This is a genomic window from Yersinia antarctica, from assembly GCF_056636475.1.
In genome coordinates, this window is record NZ_JBSJQF010000001.1 from 2,712,822 (window position 1) to 2,734,129 (window position 21,308).

Below are 21,308 nucleotides of genomic sequence, written 5' to 3' on the forward strand. Positions count from 1 at the left end.
TAATTAATTCTTTTTATTGAAGGTATTATATGATTATGAATGGTAAAAATGGTCATTTATATTATCGAACAAAAGGTAATGGTCCTCTTGTAGTACTATTACATGGCTTACTGATGGATGGAAATTCATGGCTCACTAATGGGTTGGTTGAGGCTCTCAGCCACAAATTTTGTGTCGCATATCCTGACATGTTAGGGCATGGAATGAGTGATAAGCCAGTTGAAATTGGTCTTTATGAGCAGGAAAAACAGGCATTAAATATAAAATTATTAATCAATGCATTAGGGTGCCAACAGGCTCATGTAATAGGCTATTCTTCGGGGGCTTGGCTGGCTGCAGGATTAGTAAAATACCATCCCAAAGCCCTGTCTTCACTGGTTATTGGGGGATGGGATGTTGAAAATGGCCTTCCTGAAGGCCCAAATGGAAAACTGGATTTTGATACATTTTTTGCGTACGCAAAAATTACTGCCCCTGAATTAACCGACTGGATAACACCAGCTACAGAACCAGCAGTACGTGCATATTTCAATGCAATCAGCTCGTACGATGGTTTTTATGATTCGGTACAGCTTACTCAGATCAACACTCCTAAATTATTTTGGGCTGGACTGGAAGATGTTTACTACCGACAACTAAATTACTGGAGCGAAGCGAACAAATTTGCGTTCATTTCGGCAACGGGAGATCATGTAAGCGCAATACTCAAGCCTGAACCTGCCATCATCAGTGAAATTTGTAAATTTGTTACACAAGCGGAATATCAAACCTCAGTATAGTTTTAACCGCAGGAAAAATCTGAGATTCCGGCGTAAAACCCTGATCTGTGAAATACGCTCTAACGTTTTATTTTTGCTCATGGCTGCTTAAAGTCTTTGCTACGGCAGCTTCGAGCGAGGTGCGGAAGTTAGAACTGAAAAATACATTCCTGGTATCAGCGGATCGAATGTTTCAGAATAGAACGTGGAGATTTAGTCAATCCAGGCTGGGTGAAATTTTTATTTCAGTGATAATCAAAACCCGGACAGCGTTGTCACACAGGAGCAATACGGGCAGTATCGGCGCGTGTCAAGGTAGTTGTCGCCTCAGTTAATTCATGCGGCCAACGTTTCACGTTCCGGATTTAACCAGACCTCATCCTGCCGGTGCCAGTTTCTCGTTGAACCTGACCACCGATGTGGATTCTGCATTTTCGCCGCTTCATAGACCGATTTACGCTGCGCCAGTAGTGCCCGATCTTCACCTCTGTGTCGTTGCCCTGGTGTGACGTAACGGATACCACTGTGCCGATGTTCTTCGTTATACCAGCCAACGAAGGTTTCTACCCACGCCTGCGCATCCTCCAGCGTCGCGAAGCCCTTCTCCGGCCAGCTCGGCACGTATTTCAACGTCCTGAACAGCGATTCAACATACGCGTTATCGTTGCTCACCCGTGGCCGGCTGTGCGACGGGGTTATCTTAAGTTCCGCAAGCTTTACCTGCAGCACCTGTGACTTCATCGGGGCTCCGTTATCCGCATGCAGTACCAGCGGCTCCTGCCAACAGCGTTCGCTCAGCACTGTCCGATTCATCAGCTCTGCCGCATGCTCACCACTTTCAACCAAGTGAACCTCGTGACCGACGATTTTGCGGCTGAACACGTCTTCTATCAGGTACAGATAGAACCAGTGTCCTGCCGTCAGCGACCTCAGCCAGGTAATATCCCATGACCACACCTGATTCGGTGCCGTCGCCCTCCAGGTCGATAGCGGCTTGCTTTGCGCTACCCTCTGCCGACCACGGTGCGTTGTTTCGCCAGCACGTCTTAGTATCCGATAAAACGTTGACTCACTGGCGATATAGCGCTTTTCATCCGCCAACAAAGGAACGATTTGCGTCGGTGGCAGGCTGGCGAACCGCAGTTCATGACAGAGGGCTAAAACCTGTTGTTCCTCTTCGGCAGTGAGTTTGTTCTTCGGGATGGGCCGTGACGCCGTGGGTCTGCGGTCATGCGTCCCTTTTCCCCAACGCTGTAATGTTCGCTCACTAAGCCCAATAGACTGGCAAGCCTCGCTCAGCCTCGCGCCTGCAGCAACGGCTTCCTTTACGATTGTCATCAATCGCAGCCTGTCCGGAGTCGGCGTCATTCGTCCCCGTTTTCCTCGACGAACAACGCCTTGAACTTTTTTTGCAATATCAGCAATGCCGCAGCCTCAGCCAACGCCTTATCCTTGCGGGCAATTTCACGCTTAAGCTGATGAATTTCGTTTTGCTGTTTCTTGACGAGTGCTTTCTCTTCACGCGGATCTGGCTGCATTATCTCATTCTTCCACTGCTGAATTTGCTCAGGGTAGAGCCCTTTACGGCGACAGTACTCAGCAACAGCATGGGCGGAAAGAGGTGCCGTTTCAACCAGGATGGCAAAACGAGCCTCACGGGACCATTGCTGCGGGGTTTTTACCTCAACGTGGGTGCTCGCGGTCGAAATACCTGCCTTGGAGCGCCAGGTGTAAAGCGTATTGACAGGGATCCCCTCAGAGCGTGCAATCTGAACAACCGGCTGATTGTGTGGTGGCATCATTCTGGCAATCACAGCGGCTTTAAGCTCAGGTGAATACGTTTTCATTCTTGTTGTCTCCAGCCCCTTGGATGTTTTCAGTTAGAGGCGACAACTACCCTGACATGGGGGGGTATGGATGCGATCTGAAACAATAATAAATAAGGGATTTTAATGTTCCGAAAATCGACTCTGATAACTTTACCCCTGCTGATGACGTCTATCTTCCTGCTGACAGGATGCCCCCCAGCACCGGATCTAACACAGTGGCAACGTCCTGATACGGATATCGACGGCGTGCGCGTCGCGATGGGTAAATGCGGCGTGCAACTCCCCGGCTCCGATATTCCCAAAACGGATAATGAGTCAGTTCTGTATTACCAATGCATGGAGAATATGGGGTTTACCCGTAAAGACGGATTCAAAATTTGCAGCGTTCGTGTTTACCATGATACACCAGCCTGCCTCAAGCAAGAGCAGGGGTATCCCTTGAGTCAGAGTCAGCTAGAAGCGCTGCCTTTTGTCGCAGACAGAGGATTTCATCCGATCAATCCGGATTCTGGCGTGAGCAAGTTTTCCTTGATTACCTGGCGTAAAGTGGGAGCCTCGCTGCATTTTTCTCATGAAGTTGAAAACGACAAGCAAGCATTGGCGGTGATGTATCAATGCGGTTATCCGCAACCGTTGGGTTCGACGCCTTACGTGCCGACGCTGCGCAAAGCCGCTAATATTCAACGATGCATGCTGGATAAAGGTTTCGAGCCGAAAAACAAACTCAATCTAGTATGTCGCAATTACCCGCAGGTCACTGACTGCCCAAAACATCACTCCTCCCCCTGAACTAGTCCTGAAGAAGCTGTATAGGCACTGTCGTTATCTCCCCCATATATGATCTCTGAGGAAGTTTTTTTGGCCGATGATGGGATTTTCCACGACGACATATTCATAATCAAACCTCCTCCAATGATTATGTTGGTCTCTCGAGAGCGAGGATCAGACATAATTGATCTGCCCCAATCCAGATAAGGGTACCGTTATTTTCTCTTAGGTTCCCAGACACATGTGATGCCGCAAACCTTTTCGATGAACGCACAAAGAGCTGCCGCACCTTCTTCAATCGTGTTGTAAGGCTCCGAACCGTAAATTTCGTTTTTCCCGTTGAACCAACTACGATGTTCTGGCCGTATATCAACTGAAGTGAAGCGTTTCAGACAATCTGGACTGGTACGAATCCGAAAACCACCATTTTTGTCGCGCTGAAGCATATGTACACCAGTGGTATTGTTACCTTTAGTGTTAGCAAGATTGACCATTTTCGATTCCTATTTGTATTAAGATGATTCTGAGGATAAACACACCACTAATCGTTGTATTTGCTCAACAGGGACCCGAATTTAACGATATTTAGATAATTTTTATAACCCATCGAGTCGAGAGTTACCAGATAACAGGTTGGTGAATTTTAGCAAAACCAGCACCGCTATAACGAATTACATCACGTGGCCACCAGTTGGGTATATATCCCCGCCATTGGTCGGGTTCGTATGCTGTTGAGTAGGTAATAGCTCCCGTCGTAGTCACTCGGAGATATGAGGGTGTTTTCAGTAATTGACTGTTTTGACGGGCGCTAAATAAAAAAGGCCACCAAATTGGTAGCCTTAAAATTATTCTGTAGTGATCGGGATGTTCTCTGGCTATATCAGTTTTAATCTATATATATTAATAATGAGCTAATTATATAAAACACATTTATAAATAATCTATTTTAATTCAATTAATTGAACTTATATATTCATTGACGGGAACGATCCCTTCGGTAAAATGAAATCAACATAACTTTCCCTGGTGTTGGCCGAATTGGCATCCCTTACCAAATAAGATAGAGGTAAGGGCTTTTTTTTGCGCCTAATAATCATATTGGATTGGTCGATGAAATATAATGCAGTGATAGCTAACTACCACGGGTAGGACGACTGAGCCACAATCATCAAAAAGCAACTGTCACGGCAAGTTATAATTTACACTAGCAACATAAACAATTAGTAAATATCGCTCATTTTTATTGAGCTCCTCGCCCCCCCAAAAAAAATGAATAAAAAATCACCGAAGTGAGCCTTAAAAATTGTCGTGAATTGATCGCTTAGCGTTGCATAAAACTAGTGACTAAAATTAAATCTATTACACTATAAAAGCACTCGGTGTAGCCCTGACTATAGCAGTTTCAATTAGCTAAACGTGACAGAGCTCGCAAGCACTCTTATCCGAAAGTTATAACCCTTTCGATGTTAAACGTGCCACGTGCTCGACAAATAGTTGAACAGGGTTGGTACTGCTGGTAACAACCCCCGCAGTTTGATTGATAGCATCCAGGTGATCCATTGAATAATCAGAGCGGATAACTTTGCCGAGATGCATACTATAGCGCCCAACCAACCCATCATTCTGTAAACGTTCTTTTGTGAACAGAAATGAGAGGGCAACCATTGAAATATGCAGCGGATCAAAATTATTGAGTCCCTGCTCAATCGGGTTGTAATTAATCACCCCACCCCAAGAATAATAATAAACGCCATTCTCATATTCTTTACCTTCGCCTCCCCAATTGCTTGGCAAACCCTGCGGATATTTGGCATTGAATTTAGCGACGCCTTCGCTGGTGAGCGAGTTAAGCGCTGCGACACTGTCTTGTGGCAGGGAGGGACGACCAGTCATAATGGAAAGGAATGAGCCAAAAACGTTCATCACTGCGCCCGCAATCGCTTCTGGAAGGGAGCCTGGTTTCATCGCCAAACGGACCAGATCGGCAATTTCCGAGCCAAAGTTTGCCCCATTAACGGAGGTAACAGACGCAACCAGTTCGGGATGAATGGCGGCGACGTAGCGGCAGGCCAAAGGGCCTTGGCTGTGACCAATCAGGTTGACCTTGTGGGCTCCGGTTAATTGGGTGACTTGTTTTACAAAACTGAGTAATTGTTCACCACGAGCTTCATTACTGTTTTCTGCCGATATAGAGGCAGTGAATACAGTAGCTCCGGCTTTTTCCAGTGCTTGCTGAATACCGAAAAAGTAAGGATAGATTCCAGCAATCTTATCGAAACCACTGAAACCGTGAACGAGAATAATGGGATATTTTAATGAATTAGACATGATGAATACCTTTTAGGATTATTTGTCCATGTGGTCGAAATAAATAGTAAATCAAGGTGATGACTCCAATCCGTCATTACTGTTGTGTGGCGAGTAATACAAAGAATGCGTAATGGTGACGCTGTTGAACATTAATAGGACATGTGCTTTTCAATGAAGGTATCCACCCATTCCACAAACCAAAAAGCCCTGACTTATGTCGGGGCTTATCATTTTTGAAGTCGGTTACGGTTCCGGCGTCAACACCTAACGATGTGCTGACCACATACCTTTAAATGTACTTCTGTGGTGGCGGGGAGTTCGCAGATGTCGTTTCACTGGTGTTCCACTTGTATCCCCACATATCGGTGCCGGCTTTCTCCACATTCGGCTGGATACTGTTTCACAACGATTGGATTAACCAATCCAGTACCCATGCGAATGTAGAAATGAAAAAAAGGCCAAAATTAAATAGCACCATAATCATTTCATTATTAACTAGTATACGATTCATCAATGATCCATGTATTTATTTTGACACTCATTAAATATTTCAAGTATATGGACGTGAGCATATAAAAACTCACCTGCAAATTTGGAGAAATCATTATGTTTAAAATTATAAAGTTTGGAGCGGTGGCGTTGTTGTTTACAATAGCAATCCCTACGTTTGCTTGTGTCTCTATGGGTGTTAGTCACACGTGTAATAAAGATTGTAATTCTTGGTCAGAGCCTTGGTACGCACTTTGTATATATGGTGGAGAACAACATCGATAGCTAATAAAAAGCCCCTGAGCAATTAACTCAAGGGCTGGAAAGTTGCCTGTTTTCCCCAACCGTTACTTCACATCAGTAAGGTACACTTAGCTTATTTTGGAAAGTCGATAGTGTGGATCTGCCCAGCGCTCATGCGAATGAGCCCTCCAGTAATTACAGCTCCCACCAATAATTCAACGGCATTGCTGAGAGATACTATCCGTCCCGCGAGGGCATATCTCTGAAGAACTTGGGTACGGCATTGGTATCCAACTCCAAGAACAAGCAGACAATGGTAAACACAAAATAACAGCAATTAACATTCTCATAAATCACATCCCTATCATTTGTTAAGGGAATATATCAAAATATTAATAACCCATTTTTAAACGAACAGTGATTTACTTAAAATAAAAAGCCCCGGCGATTAACCGAGGCTTTGAGTTTAGTGCTGTGATAGCTGACCCTGTAACCGTACCAATGATAATGCAATCCTTGCACCAAGGTAACTATCACAGCACTATATAATATACAGTGCAATTATAAACAAACATTAAACATGACCAGTTTTATAGTGGGCATGACTCACAAAACAGCCCCCCTATAACTATTAATTCAAGGGCTGGAATAGTTGCCAATATCTCATAGATATGATTACCAACAGAGAGGCGCACCGGGCAATTTTCCGTAGGGGTCTACGCATCAATTTATAAGCACGCCATCAGCAAGGTTACTTTTCAGATAATTCAGTCTACTAATGCAAACTCCAGAAAAGACAAAACCCCGCACAAAGGCGAGGTTTATTTGACTGAATAAGCGCTACTTCATAACCAACTCTTATCATACTAATACACTTTTTGCGGCCGCACCAACACTTTCATCATAAATTTCTGACTTCATTGTTGCAGGGTCCATTTCTAGGCAAACGTCTATCATCGACAAGCAACCATCAACAAATCCTTCGGCCATCTGCATGCTCACCCTGACGGCTCTTTCATCCCGTTTCTGCTGCCGAGCAATGGCCCGTTTTGACTGATTCAACACATAATGCCGTATAATCAGTTCGTACTCATCAGGTCGATATTGATTTAGTCAGGCAACCCGCTAACTGGAAAGGAATTATCTCTCGGCAAAATTGCCCGGCGAGACGCCCCATTCCCGAACGAAACGCAACAAACCATCATGCGTTATGCAGCGAGTAGATACTCTAAAAATACCTCATTCGGTGAGCTGTATTCCAGAGATTTGCGCCCCCGAGTGTTGAGGATGTGCTCCAGTCTCGCAATATCTTCATCGCTGACGCCATTAAAATCGGTTCCTTTCGGATAAAACCGCCGTATCAGACCGTTGGTATGCTCATTCAACCCCCGCTCCCAGGAATGATAAGGCCGGGCAAAGTAAACCTTTGCGCCCGTTACCTGAGTGATGTCCTTATGTTTCGCAAACTCGGGTCCGTTATCTGCCGTCAGGGTTTTAAACTCGCAGAAAGTATTCGCCACGATGTCCCTGAACGCTTCCACGACGCTCTCAGCGCACTTATTGGGGAGTTTACGGATAATGACCTGCTTTGTGGCTTTGTCCACGACCGTCAGCAGGAATGACTTCTGGTCTTTGCCAAAAATCGTATCGATTTCAACATGCCCGGGAACCTGTTTGAGTTCAGCCTCAGCAGGCCTGTGCTCAATGCCAACCCTGTCCGGGATGGGCGTGCGTCCGGGCTCACCCGTATCATAGCGATAGCGTTTACCCCGGTGAGGGAGCTGAAGGTAAAGCTTACCGCCAGCCTGTCTGTCCGAACGGATATAGCGGTAGAGGGTATTTTTGCTGACGGCGATATCAAACTGGATTTTCAGTCTCCCACAGATAACCTCAGGGGAGGTATGTACAGCCAGCGCCTGCCGGAGAAAGTCTTGTGTCTGCTGGCCCAGAGGGAAACAGGCATTGTGTGCCGAGGTGGCGCCCCGCCGTTGTCTGGCTAAGGCATCAGCGCGTCTGGAGGAGTAAAGTCCGTTGAAAGCGGGGTCCGTATTACGCCTGAGCTCCCGGCTCAGGGTAGAGCGAGAGACATCCAGTTCTCTGGCAATGCAGGACTGATTAACGCCTTCAGCTTTTCGTTTTTCGATGTAAAAGCGCTCATGCTGAGTCAAATGTTTTCCCTTCATGCAACAGGGTCTCCGACAGGGTCAATACGGCTATTTTATCCGTACCTGACCGGTGGGTCACTTTGTTGCATTTCGTTTGGGAATTGGCGGACGCCATATCCCAAGCCATTGAAGCCAATAATTTCATTGAACAAAATTACACTCCTGTCGCGCTTCTAGAAAAGCTCAAAAGCACGCAGGAGTACACACTGGCAGCATGGCTAAAACGGTATGACGTCATCTATAAGCGCCGGGAATTGGCCGAAAACACCTATAAAGTTCGCAAGGGACAAATAGCCATGATCAGCGAAAAGATGGGCAACAGGGTGTTAGCTAAAATCAGTACGCGCCATATTGCCGAGTTTTTAGAGTTTTGGGTGGCACAGGACAAAAAAACTATGGCCGCTACTATGCATTCAGTGTTGTCTGATATTTTCCGAGAGGCGATTGTCGAGGGCCATATAGAGAATAATCCGGTGGCACCGACACGCTCAGCTAAATCTGTGGTAAAACGTGAGCGCCTGGAACTGGATCAGTATCTCGCCATTCGTGATGTCGCAGGGCATTACCTGCATGGTTTGGGTTATCAATGGATCTGGCGCTAGTCACTGGCCAACGGCGTGAGGATTTATCACTGATACGCTTTGACCAGATTGTCGATAGCAGATTACAAATACACCAAGGTAAAACCGGTGCCAAAATATCCCTACTCTTAGACCTTGAACTGCTAGGTACAGTAATTGATCGATGTAGGTTAGCCAGTAATACAGATTTTATGATAAGTGCAGGCATCAGAAAAAATAGCCCTGATGGATCACTACATCCAGATAGCCTGACAAAGAAATTCGTAACGGCGAGAAAAGGAACAGATTTTCGTTTTGATGAGAGTCCGCCAACTTTTCATGAGATCAGAAGCCTAGCCGGACGATTGTATGAAAAGGAAAAAGGTAAGGAATTTGCGATGAAACTGCTGGGGCATAAATCGGAAAAAATGACGAACAAGTATCTTGATACGAGGGGTAAGGAATACGTGATGCTATAAAAGACCGAATATCAAAATTCGTGTAATTTTCGTGTATTTTCGTTTTTATCTAAAAATCACCTTTAAAATCAATAAGATAAAAAGAGACCGAATACGATTCCTAAAGGTGAAAATTATTGATTATATCTTTATAAAACAATAAGATAATCAGAGTTATGACCTTTAGCATACGTTAAACACCGTCCTTTAAACCCCTATATGATCAAACACTTATCAACTATTTCGAAAATACTCGGGAATTTTTCGGGCGGCAATACGTGGAAACATAACCTCATCAATACAGCAATCTCAGAACTTGAGGGTATTGTTAATACTCCTTTATGCTAGCTCCTTAGTGGTTTGGTGATGCATATCTAAATCAAAGCTCTTATCTTGAAAACTAATCAATTTAACGACTCTAAAACTTGTTAACTAAAAGGTTTACTTATACATTATTTAGACTGTGCTTAAGTAATATTCTCATTTTAACCTGCGGCCCGACCTTGAAGGGGTGAAAGATAGGATATGGGATAAGTAAAAGTGCTTCGGCATAAGTATGGCATCTGCGAAAATGCTCTATCTGTAATAAAATATTATGATTGAAAACAATTAGTTAATTTATTATTTTGAATATTCTATAAGGTTTCAGCATGGAAGAGCGTGGGAATTACCTAATCGAACCAGTCAACGAAATTGGTTCAGGTGGTTATGGAATTGTTGAGGAAATTAATCTCTACAACACAGATCATGACCTATGTGGAAGATATGCTAGAAAATTTTTGATCCCTGACACCTCCGATCCTGATCTTTACGATCGATTTAAGCGGGAAGTTGTATGTCAATGTAAATGTGTTCACAAATCTATAGTTCAGATTTTCATTTGCAATCTTGGGGTTCCTAAACCTTGGTTTGTAATGGAGTTGGCTCAATCCAATCTAGATGATGAAATAAAAAATGGAGCTCTTACAGACAGAGAAAAGATAAATATACTCAAAATGGTTCTCGATGGATTATCATTTATTCATAATAAAGGATACCTTCATCGTGATATAAAACCAATGAATATACTCAAGTTCAGTTCCGGTGAATACAAGTTATCTGATTTTGGCCTAGCCAAAAGTCTAAATCCTACACGTACTCAATTTGCAACAAAGATTGGCATATTTCTTGGAAGCCCAAAATATTTTGATTATGAAGTAATGGTTAATGGGTATTCAAAACAATCTGATATTTATTCCGTTGGAGTATTAATGGAGGATTTGTATGTTGATGGCCTTGATGATATTATAAGTAGATGCAAGCATCGCCAACTTAATAAGCGATATTTAAATATTGAACAAATTATAAATGCGGTAAATGAGTTAGAGGCTAAACTATAATGATAAACATGCTATCCTCATCGACATTCTCATTCCCAAAGGATGAGTCTAGGGAAAACCAAGATGCCGTACTATGTCCCAAAAAATTACCAAATGGTTATTTAATGGCTGTTGCTGATGGTGTGGGCGGCTATAAAGGTGGTAAAGAGGCATCCTCAGAAGTCATATCTTATTTATCTCAAATCAATGATGATATAAAAGATGTAGATTTAGATGATATTTTCTTTGATATGAAAAGAAATGTTACATCATTATCATCGAAAGATGACAGCCTCTATTCCGCAGCAACAACAATTACATTCTGCTACGTAAACAATGATCATGTTATTATTGGTCATTCTGGTGATTGTAGACTTTACTTCAAACAGGATAAAAAGTTAAAGCAAATAACTAAAGATCATACGCAACATCAAATACTTATTGATAAAGGTATGTATACCGCAAGACAACTTAAGAATGCACCTGGCGGAAATGTAATTACCACAGCGATTTCTGCAAAAATCGTATTAGACTATCAGGTTATATGTATTCCAAAAAATGAATTACCATTAGAAAGTGGTAAGCTTACACTATTTATAATGTCTGATGGTGCTCATCATTTTTGGGAAAAAAGGCCTAGATTTTCTCCTAATACACTAGCTAGTCCATCCAGATTTTCATCAAGCTTACAAAAAAGGATAGAGAATCTAGGTGCAACTGATGATTATTCACTATTAAGTGCTTGTATTCATTTCGATAGCTAGGATATAAGCCCGGCCCTTGCCGGGTTTGTAATTTAGTAAAATTAACATTGTAACTAGTTGAAAACTTTCTTCAATCTCCCTCTGGCTTCTTAAATATTCATTTGGGAACTAACTACTGATGAACTCAACAATATTCATAGTCTGCCTGATACTGACTGCTGCTATTGTCACCATCCACCCTGCTCTCTGCATTCCTTTTATTATCGCTGCTTACTTACTTGCAGGTAAAGGCAAAATGCACATGGACAGTAACACGAGTATTATTCTCGGTATTATTGGTTTTTTCATGCTATTAGTTTTATTTGTTGTTGTACGAAATGCACTCAAATAGGTATTGAAGAAATACTAGTGCCCCGCTAGTATCGATTACTGATGTTTTACTCATAGGAAGGGAATTATGGACAACGATCTCCCAACACCATCCGATAAAGAATTAACTACCCTTATTGATCATGCCTCACATTTAGTGGGTGACGCAGCCCGTAGAATATTTATTGCTGGTGAAATTATTAATAGCGACACCTTAACAGAGTGTTTAATTGATGATCTGACTCTCGCCCAAGTTAAAAAAGAAAAATATAAAGTAACCGCTCTAGAATTGGCTCTACAGTCAATCCAGCACAGAGAGATCTCATCTCAATCCTAAGAAGTCATGGGAGCTATAAAAACTCCCATGAGGTTTATTACTTATTGAAATACGGGTTCACCCTTTCCACCGCCTGCTGTACCAGTTTATTTCTGGTTGCCATCAGCCGGTCTATCTTTTCTCTTTTCTGATCCGCTGTTAGTATCCGGTCCCGCCTCATCATTTCAATCTGGGCATTCAGTGCTTTCACTTGCTTTTGCGTCGCTGTTAGCCCCTGACGCTGCGATAATTTCCCTCTATTGTCCTCTATCAATTCATTAGCATCATCGCCACGCCCCTGCTTACGGAAGCTGTTAATAGTGCTATTAATCTGATTGGCTTCGGTCATCATGCGGTAAAAATCTTCGGTGAACTGGGTAGACTTAGCCGGATCGGAGCCTCGGAAGAAGGATTTAATCACCGGCAGCTCATCTAGGCGCATGGCCGGGGTTTCGCCGTAGTCTTTCAGGTTACGCATGAGAAGGTTCGTAGCACCCATCACATAACCACCTAGGCTGCCGGTATACCCCATGACAATATGATCCAGCATCTTCGGTGACATATTGGTAGCCTGCCCAACTTCACGCATTAACAGGCTGGTCTGGTCGTTATAACGAGCACCCGCAATCAAGTTGCTGTCAGCCATGTTCTCAATCGGCCCACCTTTGAAGAAATCATAGTTAACATAAGCCTCGGCAATCGGCATCGCGACTTGTGGGATAGGGTTGAATGCCATGGTTTCCATAAAGTTATGCGCCACCAGCTTGCCGAATTTAGCCCCGGTATCTTTACCGCCCAGCGCACGAACAAATCGCTCGGGTAAAGTGCCAAATATCGCGCCAAACTCGAACGGTTTTGGAAAGCGAATATGTTGATCACCAATCCATACATGCCAATAGGTGTCTTTATCCCAGTCCTGTAGCTCTTCATAACGTTTATCATCCCAATTCAGCGCCATCAGTGCCAGAGAGGCCGCCGTAATCATGCCGCCGCGCTTCAGCACTTCACGCGGGTTCTCTTTGATACCTCGGCCTAATTTACTCAGCCCCTGCATGCGGGCGTTGAAGAACGGCAGCATATCACTCAGGTTAATCATGATATTGCTGGCACCCATCATGCTGAAGTCCATCAAGTCACGCGACTCAAATGCCGCCTGCGCTTTGCTTTTCCCCGATTTAATTGCAGCATCATAAGTGGCCAGCCGGTTAGCGTTTTCCGCCGCTTCACTGAGGTTCTTATATTTATGTAACCCCAGTTCGACCTTGTCCATCACCTCTTTGCTGTTACGGACAATAGAGGATTCAAATTCGTGGATTTGGCTATCGTTGTAACCTTTACGCCGCAGAACGCTGCGGATGGTTTTAGCAGTCGATGCCGGATCATAGACATTGGAATAACCACCGCCAAAAGTCGCGCCAGCAAACATCATATCCACCAGACTATCATCGGTGCGTAGGGCTTTTTTAAATCCGGCCCATGAAGCGGTAACCGGCTTAAAACCATCTTTGTTAATGGCCCATGAATGAATAGAGTCACGCATAAAGTTACGGATGATAAAGTCAGGCATGGATGTGGTGCTGACGGTCAGCACCTTTTTAGCCTGGCGGGCCGCTTTCATAAAGGTGGAATTACTGCGCTCAAGGTCAATCATGGTAAAGGCGCGATACAGTTCCGGATCATTAACCTGAACCAGTTTTTCCTGCCCATCGATAAATACCTTCACCACATCTTTGCCGATACGCTGAAAATCCATTTTATTCGGTGATTCAATTACCTCCAGCACGCCGGTATCCGCAAGATTGACCACTGAGCGGCGCATAGCTTCATTTTTCATTGAAGCATCGACCGATTTCGCCACGTAATTAAACAGGTTTTCGATAGGATCCTTAATGGTCAAATCACTGCCTTTTAACTTGCGCACAGTACTGCTCTGGTTAGCAATGCCTTTGCTGGTCCACGGCCCCTTCACCTCACCATCTTCTGCTTCACGGTAATATGGCAGGTACCAGGCATCCTCCCACTGTGCGCGGCTTTCTGGATCAATCAATCCCATATCCTGTTGCAGATCCAGAATCGACTTAATAAAGGCATCATACTTTTTCTTTTGACCTTCGAATAAAGCCTCATTACCCCGGTTGAGGGTTTTCATATAAGCAATTTCGTCAGCATTAAAGTTGTTCTCTTTGCCCTCTTTCATCAGTCGTTCAGAGCGATGGCCGGCGATCCATTTAAAGAAGTTTTCCCGATGGTTTCCCAGTCCGTCGAGAATACCCATAAGAGCGTCCTCTTTACCGGTACCGGATTGTCGCTCTACTATCCCTTCGACTTTGTTATAGCGAGGTAAGCCATGTTCTAAAGTGGCAGCAGTAACAGAGCCTGCCCCGGCAGCCATACGCGCTCCAATGTAGGCAGAACTTCGTGCATCATTGATACCAGCCGCATCCTCGGCATACTTCAGCGGAGCCATGCCATCAAAGGTTTTAGTATTGAGTTTACGGCCGGTTTCTTTTAGCCAGGCTTTCAGTTCCGTTTTATCTTTGCTGGTCACTGTACCGTAGAAAGTCTTGGCCTTATCAAACCACCCCCGCTCAACGTTAAAGCCCATTTTGCGGTTGGTTTCAGCATCCATTGATGGGTTAGCAGTGCGGGAGTAAAGTGCCTTATTCTTGCGAATATCGGTTGATGAGAGTATATTTTCAACTGAATCTTGATTTGGTGAACCGCGTTTAAGCAATTGAAGCTCTTGGGCCGTACCAGATTGGGATTCTGAACCCTGATAAGTGTTCTCCTTGGGCAATTGAAGCCCTCTGGAATGAAGCTTCTCAGGGTTTTGTTTTTCTCGTTTGTATAAAGTTAACCCCGCATCTTCCATCCCATTAATTTTTTGCATCCCACCAACAGTGCCATAAACAGATGCAATTTTATTGACCTCAATAAATCCTTTTTTTGCATTCAAGTGGATAGCTGTTACTACTGGGTTATTGCTTACATCTTTTGCCTCTAATAAAACGACAACGGCATTATCCTGAGTCGATGAGCGATAGACTGCCAGCGGGTCATGTAGTAGTTCAGGCAATTGTTCGATGATCGACATTGGCACTTCATGCTTAATACCATTAGTAGCTTTGCGGACCGTATCACGGGTAATAAACATATCCAGATTCGGTGCACCCAATGCTTTCAGCACTGGAGGTGTTCTACCTAATTTTACTGGTGTGTCTACTGAGCGTAGTGACCGCATAGCCTTATCAAGTTCAGATCTATATTGCTCGGCTTCCACCGGCACTGGCTTGAGTGGGTCAACATCATCATGTTTCGAATACAACGCATCAGAGCGAGAGAAAGTATTATCAAACTCCCGCGTTCCCGGTTGTTCGCCATCATACATAGCCGTCTTTTTGAAGCGCCCCGCGACCGTGCGCAGAATATTACGTATTTCCGTTGGGGAAATGTCATTCGCATTCATGATGCCCGTTTTCTTCAATCCATTGATCAGCACAGAAACAAAACGGTCCCACATCGCTCCAAGGCCGGTGAGTTCTGAACGCTCAGCCATGTGAGCCAAAAACTCATTAGCCTGCATTTCGAGAGACTCATTGCGGTATGATTTATCGACTTCCCGCCAAACATCCTGAATTTCTTTATTTTTGCTGTCACGCGTTTGATGTAACACACGCATGATACGATCATATTCCACATCGCCAATGACGGAAGCTAGCCCATGGTGTGCCAATACCTCATGACGTAATTTCGCCCGAAGCTCGCGGTCAGAAGTAATATTATCTGCTACCACAATCACCCGGCTGAGCTCTGGCTGATAGATAGCATGGACAACACCGAACTCTTTCGGGATCCCGCTCGGCATCATGGCTGCTGCCTCAGCTTGCGTTTGGACTACCTTAACTTTGATTTTGGCTGCACCATTCAAATTACGCACCCAAACATCAGCAATAACTTGGGCCCGCCCTTGCCGTATTCCCTGAGTGGGCTTGTCGCCAGCGGCCGTGTGACCACTATCTGAAATCACATTGCCTTTGCCAATGTCAGTACCCTTACGCGAATAGAAAGCGATACCTTTATCGGTTGGCTTGGTTTTGAGGGTTTGGAATAGGTGATCAAATGCCTGGCGCACGCCGCCATTTAATTCAGCTTCGGTTGGATAAGCATAGGTTTTAGGATTTGCGTGTTCGTCAGCTTTGCGCAGGTTAACCAGATAATCGTTAGTGATACCTTTACTCTCGGCTTTATCCAGCAGATAGCGTTCAAATGCTCGCGCTGACATTTCCAGTTTAGTTGTCCAATATGCTTTGCTTCGCCCACTGTCCAGTATTGCCGCCCGTTCCCTCATTCCACTATTAGTGACTTTCATGACTGCGCTCTTAAAGGCGTCATATACCTCTTGCCTGACCGGATGAGTAATCTCTTGCCTTTTACCACTGCTAAACTCATAACGAGGTCGTATACGATCGGTAATAAATTCAGATGAACGCTTACCGGACGACTCGCCATGGACATCATAGGTACCAAAATAGTTATCCAGTGCATGGAACCACTCATGTGCAAGTGAGCCTGCGCCATTACCTTTAGTTAGATTGATAACCACTTGCCCAGGCTCATAATGAGCTTTGGCCCCCGCCTTACCTCGCGCGCCAAATGCCAAGCCCAACTCGCCATTCAAGGACAGCGCTTGTGGCGGCACATTCAGTAATTCGGCCATATCAACCAACGAGTCATAAGCATCGTTTAATTCAGTTTGTCGGCGCGCACCCTCAACATAGTTACCAAACTGCACACCTCGGAAGCCAAATGCATCACTAAATTGTTCAGGCGTCACATTGCCATTACGGCGTTCAATTCCTATCCGGGGCTCGTTGGTTAATTTGCGTTGTTCTTCTCGCGATGTTTTGCGTAATTTATCCAGTTTGGCTTCTATTTCAGCGCGATTCTCTGCCAGATAAGCGCGTGCTTCGGTAGGTGTTTTGAAGCCAGCTTTAAGCGGTAACACGCCCATAGCCCCTTTGTAGCCAATAAACACACTCTTGTCTGCCCGTCGGGTATAGATCTCTAACTTAGCCTGTCTAGGCGTTAACTGAGCCTGTTTAAGCGCGTCATCTCCTTTATCACTATTAATCTTGGTGTCAATAAATTCCTTGGCTTTGGGTAATAGCTCCGGCATTGAACCCGCTGAAATATCAGTTTTCATCCCTCCAGGGGTAACCAGCTCATATAGGGTTTTCCCACCGGGATAGCTCTTGCCATCAAAGTAAGTGTAATGGCCGGAACGAATTGAGTATTTTGACGCTTCGGCCATATGCTCAGGCTTAAACTGCGAGATTAAGTCAATAGCATCTGCGGCAGAACGTAAGGAGGACTTACTGCGGAAAATGGTTTTTATATCGTCAACACTCGCATGGCTATTGATAATGGAACCCGCTAAATCACGAACTCCCTTAACCTGTTCTGCCCACTGATTTAGCTTATAAGGGGAGCCCGGTTTAGTTGGGATAAATGAACGCAATGCTGCCAGCAATGCCAATTTCTCAGGTTCAATACCGTTTTCATGCATTTTGGCATAATCAGGATGGGGGAACAGTTTCGACAAAGGCTGCTTTTTAATTTCTTCGATATCATGTTCGGCTTTCAATGATTCAGCTAACTGGCCCCACTTATGCTTTGCTGCCCCCTTGAGTTCTTCACCAAAATCATCAATTTTCGTATCACTTTTTTTGGTTTGCCCCACTGTCTCAGGTACGGGTAAGCGGACACCGTACCCCTTTCCTACCGGTTCAATCGTGGCACCAGGCATCTTGCCCCACTTGGAATACTTAGCGACTTTCTCACTGGAGAATGGTTGGCCGCCATGCAATCTTAATTCACCGACTGGCTGCTCACCAGATGCCACAGCGCCCTCATTGGAGGGCGCTGTTTTCGTGTTAGTCGTTGTTGGTTCAGGCGGTAATCGCACACCAAAGCCATCACCAACCGGCTCAATCACTGCTCCCGGCATCTTGGCCCACTTAGTGAATCTGGCTACTTTCTCGCTAGAGAACGGTTTGCCTGCATGTAGTCTCAACTCACCTAATACCTCCCCTTTAGCGTAGGCTTCTGTGCGGGCATCAATAGGGATACCACCAGCACGCTGACGCTGATCGGTAATAGCTGTTTCAGGCTGTCCACCCATAGTCTCAGTAAAGCGGCGCACATCTTTACGCTGCCCTCCCTCAAACTGCGGCGCTTTCCCTGACTGAACATCATCAGGATTAACTACAGGTCCATCAGCAAAGATGATGTTTTTATCCGTAATGGCCTGCGGATCCGTTTGCCCATCGTAGGTATGGGTTTCTCTGACCGCACCTTGCTGCTCTGCCTGCTCCCTCGGCAAATACACTTGCCCACGAGTCTGTTCCCCGGCAGTGAATTGTGGCGCGGAACCCGCTTGAGGTTCATCACCTTGAATGGGTCCTGGCATTGGGAAACCTTCACCCGGATGAATATTACCGGGAGCTGGCAGGCGTGGAGTTCGCTGCCCCCGAATCTGATCAGCCTGCTGAAGTATCGACAACTCATCAGGTGTAAAGCCCTGCTCACCCGACTCCATTTGTTGCTGAATCAGATCTTGTGCGGTCGGTTGTGCCTCTGGCTCTGCAAGTGAACGCTGTACATCGCTATCATCAGCAAAACCTTGCACGCGAGGATCCTGACGCAGATAGGCTGGAGTATCTCGGAAATCATCAATCTGAGAATTGGGTACGCCATTTTCGCTCACTGAATTCTGCTGAACTGCCACTTCAGGGGCAGCCTGATCTTCTGCCTGCGGTGTCACTTCTGGCTGGATAGTTGGGTCAATATTTTCAGATACTGGCGAACCCTCGATATCAACTGGAGTCTCTGGTGTGGTTTCCGCTGCGGATCTGCGACCTCGAATCCCACCGATAGTACCGGCTGCGCCACCAATGCCAGCCCCTAACACCGCATTATTGGCTCCAGTTTCGACCACTCCTTTCATAGGGTCTATTTTCTGGGCTGCTGTATCAATTAACTGCTGATTTTGAACATAACGCTGAGCTGCACCTTGAGTGAACTCGGTTCCACCTTCAGCCACCGCCCCCAACGAAGCACCGGAAATAACGCCAGAAGCAGCCCCTTTCTTGGTCAGTAAACTCAATAAGGTGTGATCGCCCAAGGTTGAGGCTGCAATGTTTATCGCTAGCATGCGAGGATCCGCCGTCACGCTGCTGGCGGCCTGATCTGCAACCTGATTGCGAGCCAGCGTCAATTTCTGTGTATCTGACAACGCTGAGTTATTTGGATCTTCATCTATGGTTGAAAAGGCTTTTTGAAAAGTTGGACTTTGCACTAACTGCTCAAAGGGCAATGCGTTAATTTCATCGCGCATTTCATTACCAGAAGAACCTTGAGCAGTACCTGCCATAATGCCAACAAATCCCGTTTTTTGGGCAATCTCTCTAGCCTTATCACCGGCCAGTTGAGCAGTCTCCCTCGCTACCGCATCTGGTACCGACTTTTTAAGTCTTTCATAGGTTGCTTGTTCAACCCCTCGGGAAACCGCTTTTGCGCTATATTTAGCAAATGCACCAGAACCAATCATTTGAGAAATAGTTGGAATAGCATTAATCAACCACGCATCTTTGTCGAACATCCCTGCGCCAGCCTGAAGGTTTCCATCTTTATCTCGTTCGATAAATGACATAGCAGCGGCTTGTTTGGCACCCTCACTGTAATTATCCTTGATGCTTTTAGAGGCATTTTCAGCTAAGGAACCTACTCCATCAATGAAAGCATTACCCGCGCTTGACAATGAATTACCGCCATTGTCTCGCATCACCTTCAGCATTTCAGGACTAACAGGAATATCAATCAGCGGTTTCTTTTCACCACTTCGGTATTCTGATGCTTTATCATCCAAAAGCCGATTGCCAGCCTTAAATAACTGAGCATTGCCACTAATGATATCTGTTGGTGCTGCCGCAGCGGAAAGAAGTACATCTTTTAAACCTACGCTAGGATCATTGGCTTGCGGAGCTTTTGACTGCCGTCCAGCAGCCTCACGCGCAGCCCTGACAGCTCCCCAGTCGAAACCAGTATTAGCATTCTCACCTGGTTGCTGGATATTGAGTGTTTCACGATTACTGTTATTGGTTTGCTCTTCTGGACGTAGTTGTTGCGGATCGTAAGTCATTTGGTACTCCTTTATTAGAAATGAACCTTTGGCGCATAGGAAACCAGCCCATCGAGGCGTACCAACCGTACTGGCTCCTCAAAGGCTCATTTCTAATCAGGTTCGATGATTTGATGCACATGCGTTGTGCTGGGGAAACTGGAATAAAAAAACCCCGGCAGGCGAACCTGTCGAGGCTAGATTTCGTGCATAAAAAACGAAGGGCTTTTTAAAGCTCACTTCGGCATCTTTGGATAATTTAGCGCATTCTTAGTATTTAGTTAAGCACGATTTGGACCTAAGCTATCAGCCCAAGTATCAATGTTAAACTCTTTGGCTGGCGGATAACATAACTCAAACTGAGTAAAAATGTGTGAAATCATATTCATACAACACTCCATCAATTCCTGCGCATGTTCTGCTTGTAATGTTGGTTTGAATATATGTGCAACCTCACAATTTAAAGTAGCCCTCATGCTTATGTTTGAAAGGAAGTCATCATCGACTTTGACTTCTCTTCTTTGTAAAATACTAACAAACTCATAAGCTTGCGTCACTTTCCCGAGAATGGTCAGTGAATACTGGTTTGGGCTTTTCATCGAAGAACCACCAGATAGCCAGAAAGTAACACTTGTATCTGAAATTTCATTCAAAATTTTAATAAGGTGATCTGCTGCGGCCTTACTCTCGGCTCTAGTAGCTATCTTTCTCGCATTCCAGTAGACAACCCGCCAGCCAATACATACAAAAACCAGACTAGCCAAGCTGAAAATCCATGCATATTGTGTCATAACAGGCATTA

At 45.0% G+C, this 21,308-nt stretch carries 11 protein-coding genes and 2 pseudogenes; 6 read left to right on the plus strand and 7 right to left on the minus strand.

What is annotated here, in order from left to right:
• Window positions 1-35 precede the first annotated feature (35 nt).
• A complete protein-coding gene (locus tag ACWJJO_RS12575; protein WP_481091074.1) occupies window positions 36-779 on the plus strand; it encodes an alpha/beta fold hydrolase in 744 nt (247 codons plus the stop codon).
• A gap of 315 nt (window positions 780-1,094) precedes the next feature.
• Here ACWJJO_RS12575 and ACWJJO_RS12580 read toward each other — a convergent pair.
• Window positions 1,095-2,605, minus strand: a protein-coding gene (locus ACWJJO_RS12580) for an IS3 family transposase (protein ID WP_481090522.1) whose coding sequence is annotated in 2 segments (ribosomal slippage) — window positions 1,095-2,170 and window positions 2,170-2,605 — 1,512 coding nt in all. Because the reading frame shifts where the segments join, the coding sequence is not laid out codon by codon here.
• Between the two features lie 105 nt (window positions 2,606-2,710).
• On the opposite strand from ACWJJO_RS12580, the gene ACWJJO_RS12585 reads away from it, so the two are divergent.
• Complete coding sequence (locus ACWJJO_RS12585) at window positions 2,711-3,376, plus strand: hypothetical protein (RefSeq protein WP_481091075.1); 666 nt, start codon at window positions 2,711-2,713, stop codon at window positions 3,374-3,376.
• A gap of 194 nt (window positions 3,377-3,570) precedes the next feature.
• Here the strand turns inward: ACWJJO_RS12585 and ACWJJO_RS12590 are convergent, their stop codons facing one another.
• From ACWJJO_RS12590 to ACWJJO_RS12605, 4 genes and pseudogenes are all read right to left on the minus strand, one after another.
• Complete coding sequence (locus ACWJJO_RS12590) at window positions 3,571-3,849, minus strand: hypothetical protein (protein ID WP_083158630.1); 279 nt, start codon at window positions 3,847-3,849, stop codon at window positions 3,571-3,573.
• A 955-nt stretch (window positions 3,850-4,804) separates the two neighbouring features.
• A complete protein-coding gene (locus ACWJJO_RS12595; protein WP_083158629.1) occupies window positions 4,805-5,683 on the minus strand; it encodes a lipase family alpha/beta hydrolase in 879 nt (292 codons plus the stop codon).
• 1,575 nt (window positions 5,684-7,258) lie between these two features.
• A pseudogene (locus tag ACWJJO_RS12600) lies at window positions 7,259-7,510 on the minus strand (antiterminator Q family protein); the annotation flags it as partial.
• A 95-nt stretch (window positions 7,511-7,605) separates the two neighbouring features.
• Window positions 7,606-8,580 (minus strand): IS30 family transposase, encoded by a 975-nt coding sequence (locus tag ACWJJO_RS12605; protein ID WP_481090514.1) that lies wholly within the window; start codon window positions 8,578-8,580, stop codon window positions 7,606-7,608.
• Window positions 8,581-8,669: 89 nt separating this feature from the next.
• On the opposite strand from ACWJJO_RS12605, the pseudogene ACWJJO_RS12610 reads away from it, so the two are divergent.
• The 4 genes and pseudogenes from ACWJJO_RS12610 to ACWJJO_RS12625 all read left to right on the plus strand — a co-directional run.
• Window positions 8,670-9,601 (plus strand): annotated as a pseudogene (locus ACWJJO_RS12610) (tyrosine-type recombinase/integrase); the annotation flags it as partial.
• Window positions 9,602-10,230: 629 nt separating this feature from the next.
• Entirely contained in the window at window positions 10,231-10,959 is a 729-nt protein-coding gene (locus tag ACWJJO_RS12615; protein ID WP_481091076.1) for a protein kinase domain-containing protein, read from the plus strand.
• Complete coding sequence (locus ACWJJO_RS12620; protein WP_481091077.1) at window positions 10,959-11,702, plus strand: PP2C family protein-serine/threonine phosphatase; 744 nt, start codon at window positions 10,959-10,961, stop codon at window positions 11,700-11,702. The genes ACWJJO_RS12615 and ACWJJO_RS12620 overlap by 1 nt, the downstream gene beginning before the upstream one ends.
• Before the next feature lie 397 nt (window positions 11,703-12,099).
• The gene (locus tag ACWJJO_RS12625; protein WP_481091078.1) at window positions 12,100-12,348 is read left to right on the plus strand and encodes a hypothetical protein; all 249 of its coding nucleotides are present in this window, start codon (window positions 12,100-12,102) and stop codon (window positions 12,346-12,348) included.
• 37 nt (window positions 12,349-12,385) lie between these two features.
• Here the strand turns inward: ACWJJO_RS12625 and ACWJJO_RS12630 are convergent, their stop codons facing one another.
• Window positions 12,386-20,527 carry an LPD38 domain-containing protein gene (locus ACWJJO_RS12630; RefSeq protein ID WP_481091079.1) on the minus strand — a complete coding sequence of 2,714 codons (8,142 nt, stop codon included), beginning with the start codon at window positions 20,525-20,527 and terminating at the stop codon, window positions 12,386-12,388.
• A gap of 260 nt (window positions 20,528-20,787) precedes the next feature.
• Window positions 20,788-21,306, minus strand: a complete 519-nt coding sequence (locus ACWJJO_RS12635; protein WP_481091080.1) for a hypothetical protein — start codon at window positions 21,304-21,306, stop codon at window positions 20,788-20,790.
• Between the last annotated feature and the right edge of the window lie 2 nt (window positions 21,307-21,308).